The sequence below is a fragment of the Candidatus Peregrinibacteria bacterium genome (assembly GCA_016699755.1).
GTDB lineage: Bacteria > Patescibacteriota > Gracilibacteria > CAIRYL01.
Genome location: CP065009.1, coordinates 420,190 through 434,629 on the forward strand (window position 1 = coordinate 420,190; position 14,440 = coordinate 434,629).

7 protein-coding genes and 4 pseudogenes are annotated in these 14,440 nt (G+C 41.0%); 5 read left to right on the plus strand and 6 right to left on the minus strand.

The annotated features are described in order from the left end of the window. Positions 1–33 precede the first annotated feature (33 nt). Positions 34–1,541: pseudogene (gene purH / locus IPN35_01905) on the minus strand (bifunctional phosphoribosylaminoimidazolecarboxamide formyltransferase/IMP cyclohydrolase). Positions 1,542–1,629: 88 nt separating this feature from the next. Here purH and IPN35_01910 point away from each other — a divergent pair. The 3 genes from IPN35_01910 (at position 1,630) to IPN35_01920 (ending at position 5,626) form a co-directional block, all read left to right on the plus strand. After that, complete coding sequence (locus tag IPN35_01910) at positions 1,630–1,968, plus strand: hypothetical protein (GenBank protein ID QQS59618.1); 339 nt, start codon at positions 1,630–1,632, stop codon at positions 1,966–1,968. Between the two features lies 1 nt (position 1,969). Further along, on the plus strand, positions 1,970–4,567 hold the full coding sequence (locus IPN35_01915) for a hypothetical protein (GenBank protein ID QQS59619.1): 2,598 nt from the start codon (positions 1,970–1,972) through the stop codon (positions 4,565–4,567). 117 nt (positions 4,568–4,684) lie between these two features. Further along, positions 4,685–5,626, plus strand: a complete 942-nt coding sequence (locus IPN35_01920) for an S-layer homology domain-containing protein (GenBank protein QQS59620.1) — start codon at positions 4,685–4,687, stop codon at positions 5,624–5,626. Here IPN35_01920 and IPN35_01925 read toward each other — a convergent pair. The 3 genes and pseudogenes from IPN35_01925 to guaB form a co-directional block, all read right to left on the minus strand. After that, positions 5,592–6,287: a glycosyltransferase gene (locus IPN35_01925; protein ID QQS59621.1), complete on the minus strand. Its 696-nt coding sequence runs from the start codon at positions 6,285–6,287 to the stop codon at positions 5,592–5,594. The genes IPN35_01920 and IPN35_01925 overlap by 35 nt on opposite strands. Then, positions 6,282–6,578, minus strand: a pseudogene (locus IPN35_01930) (glycosyltransferase). Before IPN35_01930 ends, IPN35_01925 begins: the two are co-directional and overlap by 6 nt. Positions 6,579–6,714: 136 nt before the next feature. Then, a pseudogene (gene guaB / locus IPN35_01935) lies at positions 6,715–8,198 on the minus strand (IMP dehydrogenase). A 108-nt stretch (positions 8,199–8,306) separates the two neighbouring features. Here guaB and IPN35_01940 point away from each other — a divergent pair. Further along, positions 8,307–9,278, plus strand: a complete 972-nt coding sequence (locus tag IPN35_01940) for a hypothetical protein (GenBank protein QQS59622.1) — start codon at positions 8,307–8,309, stop codon at positions 9,276–9,278. Here IPN35_01940 and IPN35_01945 read toward each other — a convergent pair. Together IPN35_01945 and IPN35_01950 are read right to left on the minus strand one after the other, a co-directional pair. Continuing rightward, positions 9,275–10,558: an adenylosuccinate synthase gene (locus IPN35_01945; GenBank protein ID QQS59623.1), complete on the minus strand. Its 1,284-nt coding sequence runs from the start codon at positions 10,556–10,558 to the stop codon at positions 9,275–9,277. The two genes, IPN35_01940 and IPN35_01945, sit on opposite strands and share 4 nt — an antisense overlap. Positions 10,559–11,190: 632 nt before the next feature. Further along, positions 11,191–12,537, minus strand: a complete 1,347-nt coding sequence (locus IPN35_01950) for a hypothetical protein (GenBank protein ID QQS59624.1) — start codon at positions 12,535–12,537, stop codon at positions 11,191–11,193. A gap of 194 nt (positions 12,538–12,731) precedes the next feature. Between IPN35_01950 and IPN35_01955 the strand changes: the two are divergent. Then, positions 12,732–14,298, plus strand: a pseudogene (locus IPN35_01955) (glycoside hydrolase family 5 protein). The last annotated feature ends 142 nt before the right edge of the window (positions 14,299–14,440 follow it).

The following is a 14,440-nucleotide window of genomic DNA, read 5'->3' on the forward strand; positions in this document are numbered from 1 at the left end:
TCCACCAATTTTGACTGTTCGTATTGGAAGCGATTAGTGTCGAAACGCACGTGTTTTGGTGAATACCATGGCAATTCCCTGTTCTTTTGCGGTGTTAATGATTTCCTCATCGCGCTTGCTCCCACCTGGCTGGATAATGGCGTTTACTCCTGCCTGGGAGAGAAATTCTACACCATCGGAAAAAGGGAAAAATGCATCACTTGCCGCAACGGCTCCTTTTGCTTTTTCTTCTGCTTGTTTTGTGGCAATTTCTGAAGATTTCACACGAGAAGTTTGTCCTCCGCCAATGCCGAGTGTTTGTCCGTTCTTGGCAATGACAATAGCGTTTGATTTCACAAACTTGCAGACTTTCCATGCAAAGAGGAGGTCGCTTATTGTTTCTTGTGTTGGTTTTTCTGTCATAAACGTAAGATCACTTTCGGTTATTTCTTTTGTGTCTCTGTCTTGCCGGAGGAGGCCACCTAAAACAGAACGATATTCGGGGACGGTTTTTGGAGTGGAAAACTCTCCTGTTTCAAGGAGGCGAAGACTCTTTTTTTTTCAGAATTTCTTGACCCTCTTCAGAAAACTCTGGCGCAAGAATGACTTCTAGAAATATTTCTGAAAGTTTTTCTGCAAGCTCTTTTGAAACAGTTCTGTTCACCGCAACAATACCACCAAATGCCGAGACCGGATCGCACGAAAGTGCTTTTTCGTATGCTTCTTCTGTGGTGTTTCCCACAGCAACACCACAGGGAGTGGCATGTTTGATGATAACGGCAACGGGTTCTGAGAATTCGAGTGCAATCCGAAGTGCAGCATCAGCATCAAGAATATTGCAATACCCAAGTGATTTCCCCTGAAGCACTTTTGCTGTGGCGAGTGAAGGGAAATCTTCTGACATGCTCGCAAAGAATGTGGCACTTTGATGCGGATTTTCTCCGTATCGAAGATCGTATTTTTTTGAAGAAAGAGGGAGGAAAAATTTATATCAAAATATCCGGCAATGGCGGCATCATATTGTGCAGTGATAGAAAAAGCCTTTGCAGAAAGCATTCTCCGAGTGGCCCTTGTTGTTTCTCCGTATTCTTCTATCTCTTTTTCTATGAGCGAAAAATCCGTAGGGTCGACGAGAACGGTGACAGCATCAAAATTTTTTGCGGCGCTTCGAATCATACTTGGTCCACCAATATCGATATTTTCGATGGCTTCTTCTTCTGCTGCTCCTCGTGCGATTGTTTCGCGAAATGGGTAGAGATTGACAACCACAAGATCTATGGCACCTATTTTGTGTTCCGCAATAATCTTTTCGTGCTCATCATTTCCTCGAACAAAAAGAATACCACCGTGTATTGTTGGGTGTAGGGTTTTACCCGACCATCAAGCATTTCTGGAAAATGGGTCACATCGGAAACATCTTCTACTGCAAGTCCATTTTCCCTCAAGAGTCGTGCCGTTCCTCCAGTGGAAATGAGCGAAACGCCTTTCTTCTGCAAAAAAGAGGCAAACTCTATTATACCGGTTTTATCAGAAACAGAGAGGAGCGCACGAGAAATTTTCATAAAACTTCAAAAATGGAATTTTATCATGCCTCTTTTTCTCGCCTCTGAAAACTTTGTAATTATATTAAAAATATTTTATAATATAATTATGAAAACACAAAAAACAGAAGAGATAAAAATAGCAAAAGAGCTTCTCAAGAAACTCGATTTTTTCCTTACTGCTGTTCAGGAAAAACTTTGCGCTGTTTCCCCTGATATTTTTGAGAAAGCTTTTGAAGCATCATCTAGTCTTCGGAAGTCTATTTTGCTCTATCAAAAAGACGATCTTCACCAAAAAAACTTCCAAAAAGTGCTTGAGGAATCTGTGGAAGTGTTTGGATATATTTTTTCCGAAGAGTCGCAATGTTTTTTGCCTCTTCCTAGTGCGAATGTGTCCCAAGAAAAAATACAAAAATATAACAATCCTCTTCTTTTTATTACTTCTTGAGATGGTTTTCCTTCGAAAAAGTTTTCTTATTTTTTCGGCATTTTTGCTTATTTCGCCTCCTGTTGATGCATTAAATTTGGATGATTTTGGAGAAAAAGAAAATATTTCATCAACAGGAGTCGTCGTTGATATTTCGGAACCAGTTATCGAAAGTATAAGCATTGAGGAATACCAAGAAAACGAAGGAGTTGTGCTTTCGGTAAAAGGAAAGAATTTTATTCCACCCCATGGAAAAGCGGTGCTTCTCTTTCCCAATGATACTGGTGGAACAACATCGGTTACCAGTTTTCTCTATGAATCGCCGACGCACCTTGTTTTCCCAATCCCCAAAAATCCGAGTTCTGGAAATGTTTATGTAGAGGCTCAAGAAACAAAAGGAGAAAAGCAAAAGAAACAGAGTAATGCATTTTATTTTGAATTTCATCCTCCAGAAATTCTCTTTATCACTGGAGAAAATGGCATTGCTCCGGGGAAAGATATTCGAATCTGGGGAAAAAACCTAGATGGCGTATATTATCAAAAAGGTGGACGCAGTTATGTTGTGGAAGATGTGAGTACGGGTCAGCTTACTGGCGGTTTTTCAAAAAAAGCAGAAGAAGGTCTTTCATATATTGATGTTACGCTTCCGGAAGAGAATTTTAATAAGAAATTTTGGGTAGAAAGAGGATGTGATCGAGATGGAAAAAACTGTCTCAAGAGCAATAAAATACAACTTACAAACACCTTTCCTCCTGTTCTTACGGAATATCAGCTCAATTTTCAAACGCGAATAGTAACGGCGTACGGAAAATATCTTCCTGAAGAAGCAAAAGATCTTTCACTTTCTTATGAAGGAAAAACACTAAGTATTATTGATTATGATGGCACAGAGGGAAAATTCTCTTTTCAGCTTCCGTGTCCTATGTCGGGAAGGGGAACACTCAAAGTGCGAAGTGGAGGGATCTGGAGTAATCCACTCTTTATTTCTACTCCTGATGTTCCAGAGCTTTTCGGTCTTTCTGTTGAGTATTCATTTCATGATGGGTATCGTAAGGTTAATGTTTCGGCACGAGGTGATCTTCTCAATGTCCCTACTTCTACGGTATGTTCAGAGGATGCCATTCTCTATTTGGGTAACACGGGGTTTCCTCTCGAAAAATTTGGAGGAGCATACTTTAATGACATGCTGGATGATAGTTATATCCCAAGTTCTGGAGAGGCTTCAGTGGTATTTCGCGGAATTCGTTCAGAAAAAATTCCCTTTGAAAAGGAGTCCTTTAGTGTAAAACCCTATATTTACCAAGTCGAGAGTAAATATGGTTTTCGCCCAGGAGCACCATTTCAAATTTTTGGACGAAATCTTGGCAATAAATATAAATCATGTGATCAAGGATCAACCATATTTACCGGACCAAAGATTTATTCTGAAGAAAGAACGAAAGATGGTGATTGTGTACCAATACGTCCCATGGTAAGCGATTCAAGAATTGATGCCCAATTTGCTCCCCTTGAATACGGTGAGTACTCAAGTTCGAGCAAAAAAACAACAGTTTCTGTATCTGTGGGAGGGAAAAAGAGTAACGAGGTCGATATTCTTTTTGGAATGAATGAGCAAAAGGTTTCGTATGCAAAACCAATTATTACTTCTGTTGAGTATCCCGAGGGACATCTTCCTGGCTCGCAGGTTATTCTACGAGGAGGGGGTTTTGGAATAAAAACGATATACAACATCATTTCCTTCGCGGGGAAAGCGATTACTCCAGAGTCAACAAATAGCCGCGGAACCGAACTTTCGTTTCGTATCCCCGAAGGAGCTTTTTCTGGAAAACTTGTTGTGACTCGAAAAACACCAGATGAACAGCAATCTGAAGGAGTTGATATTCTTGTTTCTCCTCATGAGGAAAAGAAAGTACTTTTCTCATTTGCTGGAGAAGGGAAAGAGTCAGTAATAGAAGTTGATGGAGCAGAAGAAACGGTTCAATTTGCCAATATTTCGGTAATGAATTCAATATCAGACATTGCGGTTCGACGAATGCGATTTGATTTTTCGTTTACCGATGGTGATCCCGATCACAGCTTGTCGTACAAAAGTCTCAAAGTGCTTCCTTTTGGAACATTTACACTCAAGCATAACAAGAAAGCAGTTTCTTCTCCTATTGTTGCTACTTCTGCCGGGAATGGACACTTCTTTCTTGATTTTCCTGAATTCACTCTTCCTTTAACAGAAGGAGATTCTGATACGATTTCCATAGAAACAACAATTCTCCCTTTTGTAACAGACAAGAGCGCGTTTTCTCTTTCCTTTGATCCCGATAATCCCTCTCGTGTTTCTCTTTACAGCGAGGAATTAGGGCAAGGTATCGCTCTTTCTCCACAAGAAACAATAGCTCTCCCTTCTTTTTCTGTTAGCCAATCAGATACCAAGACTTGTATTGATACCCTGAGTGACAATTCACATTGTGAGCAATACGAATCACTCAAAAAACGAAATACGAGCTGGCAGGAGAAAGTTCAACAAGAGAAACAAGAACAAAAAAAATACGGAAAAGCAAATCACGAAAGAGCGTCAAGAAAAAGATATAAAAGAGGAAATTCAAAGAAAACAGCGTCTTGCCGCTGAGCAACGATCTGAAAAAATTCTTCAAAATCGGATAGAGACAAAAAAATTCGCTCAAAAAGGAAAATAGAAGCTCTTTTGGAAAAAGAGGAACAAAAAATGATACGTCTTCAGAAAAACTTGTCACCGGAGCATGCCAAAAAGGCAGTCGCCGCCCTAGAGAAAAAGATTCAGGCGCTTCGTATGGTGCTTGAGCAACAACAAATAAGGGGGAGTAGGGATATCGAAAAGGCGTTTGAAGAGAAGAAACAGCAAGAAAAACAGCAAAAACTTCAAGCAATTCTGCTTCAGAAAAATCTCACTATTGCAGAACGTCTTCAAAAAGGGGCGCGAATCGACACCGATCGTGATGGACTTTCTGATGCTGAAGAATTTCTCCTCCAGACAGATCCAGATCGTTCCGATACTGATCACGATGGATACAGTGATTTTTCTGAAGTAGAATTTGGCTTTCCTCCTCTTAAAAGAGAGACGGCAAAAATATACTCCGATATTTCGAGCGCTGGAAAATCACTTGCCGCTATCTCTCGTTTTGCGCTCATGGGTCTTTTTCCAGAGAAAGAAGACACATTTAACCCCTCTACAAAAGCAACAAAAGCAGAATTTGTTGGGCTTCTTATGGAAGTATTTGCCAATATGAAAGACTTTTCTTATCAAAAGCTTCCCTTTTCTGATGTTTCGTCAGATGACTGGTTTGCTCCTGCTGTTCGAGCAGCTTTCTCCTTGAATGTTATCTCTGGGGATGAAAAATATTTTCGTCCGTTGGAATATGTTTCTCGCCTTGAGGCGTGCTCTCTCGTTCTTTCGGCCTCTGGTACTCCGCCCATCTCCTTTTTAAAAAATGAAAAAATCCCATTTGAAGATATTTCTTTTTCCGATGTCGCTACAGCAATAACCTGTTCGGAGAAGAATATTCTTGATATTGAGGAACCAGAACAAGTAGCATCAACCGAAGATGTTCCTGAGTCAGAAAAAATCCTTCCTTCCTTTGAACCACAAAAAGAGGTTACACGAGCGGAAATGGCACTTATGATTTATCGGGCGATCTTTGTGGCAGAATAGTGTTCTGCCATATTTCTGTCATTCGTATTCTGCCATCTTGAAAGTACTTCCACAGCTCTTTTCCCTCCAAAAAAAAACGAGGACCAGCGGAAAAGTCTTCTTTTGCTTTTACGATAAGAGCAAAGACTTCTTCAATATTTCTTGGGTTTTCGATAAGGCGTACATACGGAAGAGAAGAAAAATAGGGTGCCGCTCCAGAAAATCTACTGGCGATAATAGGAATACCAATAAGTGCCGCTTCTGCAATAGTTCGTCCAAATGGTTCGTGCTCTGTGCTCGCATGGATGAGAAGATTGGTTTCAGAAAAGATTGTTTCCGGTTCACAATATCCATGAAACGAAACATTTGTGAGATTATTCTCTTTTGCAAAATTGTGAAGCGATTTTTCAAACATAACTGTTTTTGGGTCGTACGAAGAAGAGGTTCCAAAAAAAGAAAAATGAATATTTTGTATGCCATCTTCTTGGCATTTTTTAGCGATTTCTAGCAGGATATCTTGCCCTTTCCATGTATCGATTCGTCCAACAAGAGAAACGCGAAAATGAGGAAAGTACACTTTTTTTTGTCGTATTTTTTGGATTCGTTCGTATTCCGATTTTTCAAAAAAAAGAGGCGGAACCACACCTCTCCTTTTTGTGTGCAGAGATGCTTTTTTGTGCACAATATCTTCACAGACAATTTCTGAACAACAGAAGATATATTTTGCGCGACGAAAAAGTGAAGCCAGAAATCGTGGAGTAGTAAAGTCGTGCGCAAAGTGCGTCCACGGAATACCAAGAAAAGCGGCAAAAATTCCTGAACGAACGGAGTTGCTGTGGACGATTTGAAGAGAATTTTCTCGAACGATTTTCCGAAGATGCAGAATAGTTGTAAAAAAAAGGAGTGGTCGAAATGGACGAAGTCGCGGGAGGGAAATGTGTATGGCTCGAATATTTTTTGGAAGCGGGAATATATTTTTTCGGAAGTGATAAAAATCCCTTCTGTATTATGGGGAAGATCTTGCAACAATTCTCGTTGAAAAAGTTCTGCACCTCCTATGAAATCCGCTGGATCGAGAAAAAGAATCCGCATGAAAAATGAAGGAATAATTACATATCGCTGAGCCGATAGTTTGGTGCTTCCCGAGTTATGGTAATATCATGTGGATGGCTTTCTTGGAGGGAGGCTTGGGTGATACGAATGAATTTTGCTTTTTCTTGAAGTTCTGAAATAGTGGTGCATCCTTGGTATCCCATAGAACTTCGGAGTCCACCAACAAGTTGAAAGATTTCCGTTTGTACTGACCCTTTAAACAGTGTTCGCCCTTCAATGCCTTCTGGAACAAACTTTTCTGCATCCATAATATCTGCCTGTCCATAGCGCTCTTTTCCACCCTGCTTCATAGCTCCCATAGAACCCATACCGCGGTAGGTTTTCCATGTTTTTCCTCCGGCGAAAATAATTTCTCCGGGTGACTCTTCTGTTCCGGCCAGAAGTGAGCCGAGCATCACTGAATGGGCACCAGCGGCAATTGCCTTTGCAACATCTCCAGAATATTTAATGCCACCATCGGCGATGAGACAAATATTCTTCTTTTTTGCCATGGAGGCACATTCCAAAATGGCAGAGAGTTGTGGTGCGCCAATTCCTGTTACGACTCGTGTGGTGCAAATAGATCCCGGACCAATCCCCACCTTAACCGCATCAGCTCCTGCATTTGCTAGAAATTCTACTGCTTCTGGAGTAGCAATGTTTCCAGCAATAACCGAAATTTTTGAATATTTTTCTTTTACAAAGCGAACCGCATCTGCCACCCCCTTGCTGTGTCCATGAGCGGTGTCAATTACCAATGCATCTACCCCGGCTTTGGCGAGAAGCTCAATACGCTCTTTCATATTTGCCGCTGGACCAACAGCCGCGGCAACACAAAGACGCCCTCCCTTATCGAGCGTTGCATTGGGGTAATCTTGTCGTTTTTCAAGATCTCTTCTTGTTACCATAGCAAAGAGCCGTCCTTCTTCATCAACAACAAGAAGCTTACTATGATTTGACTCTTCCAAAACCTCGTGTGCTTGCTCTAAAGAAATCCCCTGTTTTGCGAGGAGAAGTTTTTCTACCGGTGTCATGCGTTCGGTGACAGGGGCATCTGCATGTCGATTGATAAAATAATCATTTGCGGTAATAAGCCCCAAAAGTTTTCCGTTGGGATCACCTCCTTCTGTGACAGGAATGGCTTTAAATCCTTCTTTTTTTCGAATATCAAAAACATCTTCCACTGTTTGTTCTGGTCCAATCACTCTTGGGCGTAAAATAAAACCGTTTTCAAAGCGTTTTACTTTTGCCACTTCTGCTGCCTGATCGTGCGGAGAAAGATTTTTGTGAATCACACCAATTCCTCCGAGAAGCGCAAGAGCAATAGACATATCTGCTTCTGTTACCGTGTCCATAGCGGCAGAAACAATGGGAATTCCTAGTGGAATTTGTGGTGTAAAAAAGTGTTTGTTTTCGCATCTCGTGGGAGAATCTCGGAAAACTGGGGAAGTAAAAGAACATCATCAAAGGTGAGCATATTTGGAATGGCTTCTGAATTCATGAAGAGAAGCAAAAAAGAAGTTTTGGCTATGGTACTTTTGTTTTGGTGTGTTTGGCAAGAAATTGTTTTCTCAGTTGTTTTTCCAAAGAGTTTCCCTAGAATGTCATTATGCTCTCCACCGAACTGAAACGAGAATTTGATCGGCTTGCTGACACATTAGAACTTCTCGGAGAAAATCCATTTCGAGTTCGCGCATATCGAAAAGTAGCGCTCCTTATTACTGAATTGGGTGAACATGATCTCCATACTATGACTTTAAAAGAACTTGAGAATGTCTCAGGCATTGGAGAAGCGATTGGGAAAAAGATTCTTGAATACCGTGAGACCGGTCATATTTCTGCGCTCGACCAAGAGGCAAAAAAAATCCCTTTGGGGCTTTTTGATCTTCTTAATATTCCGAATGTTGGTCCAAAAACGGTTCGCACACTTTGGCAAAAACTTGGTGTCATAAATCGGGAGATGCTTATAGAAAGGCTTCATTCTGGAGCAGTCGCAGGTCTTTTTGGTTTTGGGGAGAAAAAGACAGAACGAATCATTTCAGGACTTCATCTCCTCAAAAAAGCAGATTCACGCATTTCTCGAGAACGTGCGGAAACAATTGCCATGCCTCTTTTTACTTATCTTCAGCATATTCCTGAGGTAGAAAAAGTGGAAATTTGTGGGAGTTTTCGCCGAAAATCAGAAAGCATTGGCGATCTCGATTTTCTTGTTCAGAGCAGAGCGCCCCAGTCGGTTATTTCTGCCTTTCTCCAGTATCCAGACATCCAAGAAACTCTCGCTCATGGAACAACAAAAGCTTCTGTTCGACTGGAAGAAGAAGGAAGACAGGTTGATCTTCGTGTCGTTCCACCGGAGAGTTTTGGTGCAGCATTGCAATATTTTACCGGATCTAAAGAACACAATATTCTCGTACGTCAAAAAGCACAAAAAAGAGGACTGAAGCTTTCGGAATACGGACTTTTTGAGGAAAGCAATCGAATTGCTGGAGAAACAGAAGAGGGGATTTATCGCGCGCTTGGATTAAAAATGCCTCTTCCAGAACATCGAATTGGGAAGGACGAACTTATAGGGGTATCCTAGAGAAAAATAAGATCATCTCTTCCTGGTCCAACACCAATGGAATGAATGGGAACCTCGGTAAGACGTTCTATTTCTCGACAGTAGTATTGGGCATTTTTTGGAAGTTCTGCAAATGATCGGCAGGCACTAATATCTTCTTGCCAACCCGGAAGCTCTATTGTTTTGGTTTTCACCGCTTCCAGTACCGAGAGATCTGCAGGAAAAGAAGAGAGGATATTTCCTTCAGGAGAGTGATATTCTGTTACGACTTTCAGGGTTTCAAATCCACTGAGGACATCCAATTTTGTGATATTCCAAGCATCAATTCCTGAAATGCGAGCACTATGTTGTGCAACGGGAATGTCGAGCCATCCACATCGTCTTGGACGTCCGGTTGTTGCTCCATATTCATGTCCTTTTTCACGAAGTTTTTCTCCAAGTTCTCCAGGGATTTCACTTGGAAATGGACCACTTCCTACACGGGTAGTATAGGCTTTGAGAATGCCAAGTGTATAACCAATATCTCTTGGGGGAATGCCACTTCCGGCACAAGCTCCACAAGTAGTCGTGTTTGAGCTGGTGACATACGGATATGTGCCAAAATCAATATCGAGATGGCTTCCCTGAGCACCTTCAATGAGAATGCGTTTTTTGGCTTTAAGTGCTTTATGAAGAAGGTCAACGGTATCAGTGATTACTCCTTTAAATACATCAACAGAGTTTCGGTAAAAATCGATTTCCGTTTCAAAATTAATTTCAAATCCGTGTCGACGAATACGCCATTCAGCGTTCTTTCTGAGTTTTTCCGAAAACACAGAAAAATCTCCTAGCAGTTGTCCAGCACGAATGCCTCTGCGTGCTATTTTATCTTCATACGCTGGACCAATGCCGCGACAGGTAGTACCAATTTTTTTTCCGCGACCATCTTCTTGGTATCTATCCGTGAGAATATGATGTTCAAAAAGAAGGTGTGCGCGATCGGAAATAAACAACCTTCCCTTGGGATCGATACCCGCTTCACGAAGTACCGAAAGCTCCTCTAAAAGTGTTGGGAGATGAACAACACATCCGTTTCCGATAATGCAGATTTTTCCTTCCCAGAGTATTCCCGAAGGAATGAGATGAAAAACATACTCCTTTCCCTTCGCATGTATGGTGTGTCCTGCATTTGCCCCTCCACCTGCTCGCACAATAATATCCATATCTTCTGCGAGACAGTCGACAATCTTTCCCTTTCCCTCATCGCCCCATTGGGCACCCAAAACAACAGTCACGTTTTTCTTGGGAAGTAAAGGTGTCATTGAAAATAGAGAGAAAGCCTAAGCATCCTGCCGAGAAAACAGGGAAGTATCAAGAGGATGTTCTGGATAACAATATCATAGGCACTTTTGAGGTACGTTCATAATGCTCTAGAGGTATTTTATAATCGTTGTGGTCTTTCGGAGTTAGAGAATATAAGTCATTCAGTCAGTTTTGGGTTGAATTCACTTGGATCAAGTATCCGATTTCCGAGTTGGATAAATTCTTCTTAAAGTGTTCTATTGAATCGTTCGATCTCTGGATTGTCTTTCGAAGCTTCATTTTTTCCAACCGGATGTATTTTTTGCGAAGAGTGATAATCCTTGTCTCCTCGTAAAATACCAATGGACATAAGAGAAGTGTTTTCTGATGTTATGGAAATGTTCTTTACTCATCTTTTTGAGCCATTCCCATTTCTTCATAAGAGGTGGGTATGGTTTTATAGGTTTGAGAATTAAGGACATCGAAGACAGAGAAAAACTCTATCTTAGAAGTGTTACCGATGTATCTTAAATTTTTTCAGAGAAGAAAAAATGTCGCCTTGAAAAAACTACTCCTCAATTCCTTATTGCTCTCGTTTTTTCCTTTAAACCACTGAAATGCGGCGCGAAGTTGTGCTTCTGATCCATGGGTATCAGCACCCGTGCCATCGTAGGGGGGAAGGTTCTGGTGTCTTGTATCCGGCAGTTTCCATACCATGAACAATGGTGTTTGCTTCATCGAAGTGTCCTCCTGGACCTGCATTTCCGTATGGGTGAAAACCAATTTCTTCTGCTGTTTTTTGGGGAACGGCACTTGCATTAACATCGTTTGCCCAAAAGGCGGCAAAATACGATTCTCGAAGAGAAAATCCAAGGGAGAGTCCTGCTTGTGTTCCTGCGGACTCGCTGAAGAGATATGTTTTGTCATTATCAATATTATATCTGCTTCGAACATCATCAAGTGCGACTGCTCCTGCCTGTCCGTTGTTGTAATAGGTCATTCCATTGAGAATGACATACATGATGTCGGTCATATTATAGACTGAGGAAAGATATTTTATGTTTCGAGTCATAATATTGTCTCCTTCTGTTCCTGAAAAAACAATCATGAGCGGATGCGGACCATTACCACTTGGGGTGATAATACGATAGGTAACCCCATTTGTTGTGTGTGTTTCTCCATTGGCGGCAGTTCCACCAGATCCATGGGAGCTTTCTCCAAGAGGCGGAACAGCGGTTCTTCTATCATCAGAATCGGAAACATCTATTGTGGCACTCTCAGAAAAGCCTTTTTCATTTGTCACCGTAATATGGGCAGTTCCTGTTGAGCTTGGGGAGCTGAGATGACAGGTGGGACTACTCGAGAGCGTTTTGGAGCAGGTTGTGTCGAGCCTTATTCCAGTTGTTCCTGCATCGAGAGAGAAGGAAAAAGACGATCCTCCGCTTGCTGTAAATGCTCCAACTGTTTCTCCTGTTTTTATATTTTGTGATGAAGGAGAAAGGGAAACCTTTTCGTCTGGTGGCGGTGGAGGAGGAGGTGGAGGAGTTATAGACACAAAAGGAAATGATTGTCCCTGCCAGTACGAATTAGTACAATCTGTATCACGACAGCCACACTGAAAGCGTGTTCCATTTTTATAGCACGTGTATCCTGCAAAGTAATTCATCTTTTTGAGATCTTTTCCCAAAAGATTTGCCGTTCCCTCCCCAATACACCAATCATTCTCTGTTTTTCCACGGCAAGAGAGTGTTTCCTTATTCCACGATGATCCATTCCAGCGATAAAAATCCTTATAGGCGTAGGTTGTTTCTGCACCATCTCCAATAGTGATTTCTGCTGAGTCCATATCACACGCTGCCGAAAGGAGTATGGGGTTTCCTGAGGTAAAGAGATGATATGCAGCACCATAGCCATTTGGAATACCAGAGGATGATATTAGTGTGTGACAATTGTTTTTAGAAGAAAATACAGGAACATTATGCGAAAAAAGAAGAACCAAAGATATGACAGTGCTTCCAAAGAGAAAAAACATTTTTTTCCTTCTCATTTTTTGTGTTAATATTTCGTATTATTTTATAATTTTTTATAAAAAATAGCAATTTTATCGTATGTTACGATTTGTCAGCTTTACTTTTTTTAAGTTAAATATAAAATTCACATTAGTAGGGTTGTCTATTTTTTTATTTTATCATTATGAAACAAGGTGTTCTTTTGATTTTTTTAGTGATTTCGCTTTCTCAATTCGTTTCTGATGGAGTTGCTTTTGCCGAAACGCCAGTTGATCTTCATGGAGCCTTGCATGTTGAAGGAACGCACCTTCTCGATGTGAATGCTTCTTCAGTTCAGTTGCGCGGTATCAGTACTCATGGACTTCAGTGGTATGGATGGGGAGACTGCTTGAATTCAGATTCGCTTGATTGGATTGCTAACGATTGGAAGGCAGATGTTATTCGTCTCTCCATGTATGCCGATGAAGGGGGATATAATACGAATCCTGAATATTATCAGGCAATGCTCGACACGCTTATAACAGAAGTCACAGCACGTGGGATGTATATAGTTCTCGATTGGCACATGCTTGATCCAGGAGATCCGTATGAAAATTTGGAAGAAGCAAAGGCATTTTTTGAATACTTTTCCCATAAATATGCAGACGCAGATAATATTCTTTACGAAATTGCAAATGAACCTTCAGGGGTAAGCTGGGCATCTATAAAATCGTATGCAGAAGAAATTATTCCTATCATTCGTGAAAACGACGAAAACAGTGTTATCTTGGTGGGAACCCGTGCATGGTCATCACGGGGTGTCGGAAGGAGGATCTCCAAGCGAAATATGGAATGCTCCTGTTGCCGCCAAAAATATTCTCTACACATTTCATTTCTATGGAGCCTCACATGGCACTATATATTACGATGCCCTTGACGAAGCCTCGAATCATCTTCCGATTTTTGTGAGTGAATGGGGATCTCAAAAATATACAGGAGATGGTGTAAACAATATTTCCATGTCACAAAAGTATATTGATCTCATGAATGCAAAGACGATCAGTTGGATAAATTGGAACTTTTCTGATGACTTTCGTTCAGGAGCTGTGCTAAAAACAGGAACCTGTCCAAACGGTGCTTGGGATGATACTCATCTTAAGGAATCGGGGAGATTGGTAAAAGCTTGGATGAAAGAAGAGCGCCCTGTTGTTTACAATACGACAGATAATAACCCTGTTTTTTTCAATAAAGATCCTGATGCCACACCAGAATATGTAGAGTCTCTTTCTGATGTTATTTCTGATTCTACTGTTCCATCTCAAAAAATTCTCTTTGAGGATAGTTTCGAAAATGGATTGGAAAAATGGACACAAGACTCACAAAATGATTGGCTTCGTTCATCTTCGCGACGGATAGATGGTAGTGCTTCTGCGGGAGTTTACGGACAAGCAAAAAACTCACAACTCATTTCTCCTTTTATTTCTCTTAATGGAAAAACGCATATCACCATCACTTTTTCGTGGCTTCTTGGAGATCGCCTCAAAAAAGGAGAGTATCTCGCATTTGATATTTCTATAGACAAGGGGAAGACATGGAAGGAATATGCATCTCAAAAAGGAAGCGTACACCGAAAAAATGTATGGCGTGACGAACATATTTCTTTTATTGATACGCAGAACACCTCCGCTATTCTCATTCGTTTTCGAGGGAAAATGTCGGGTTCGCGTAAGGTTGCAAGTGTTGATAACGTAAAAGTGATTGCGGAAGACTAGATAAGTTTTGACATAAGGGTTTTCTTCATATCGTCTTATTTTTTCTTGTCGTATAAGCCGGATTGATAAAATGGAAAGTGAACCATCGACTGCTCAAATTTTACTAGATTTGAACGGTTTTATGAGATGGTTTCAGATCTTA

Bases quoted from the DNA above. Each gene is read 5' to 3' on its own strand.
- IPN35_01910 (QQS59618.1), top strand. From the start codon at position 1,630: ATGAAAACACAAAAAACAGAAGAGATAAAAATAGCAAAAGAGCTTCTC.
- IPN35_01915 (QQS59619.1), top strand. From the start codon at position 1,970: ATGGTTTTCCTTCGAAAAAGTTTTCTTATTTTTTCGGCATTTTTGCTT.
- IPN35_01940 (QQS59622.1), top strand. From the start codon at position 8,307: ATGCTCTCCACCGAACTGAAACGAGAATTTGATCGGCTTGCTGACACA.
- IPN35_01945 (QQS59623.1), bottom strand. From the start codon at position 10,558: ATGACACCTTTACTTCCCAAGAAAAACGTGACTGTTGTTTTGGGTGCC.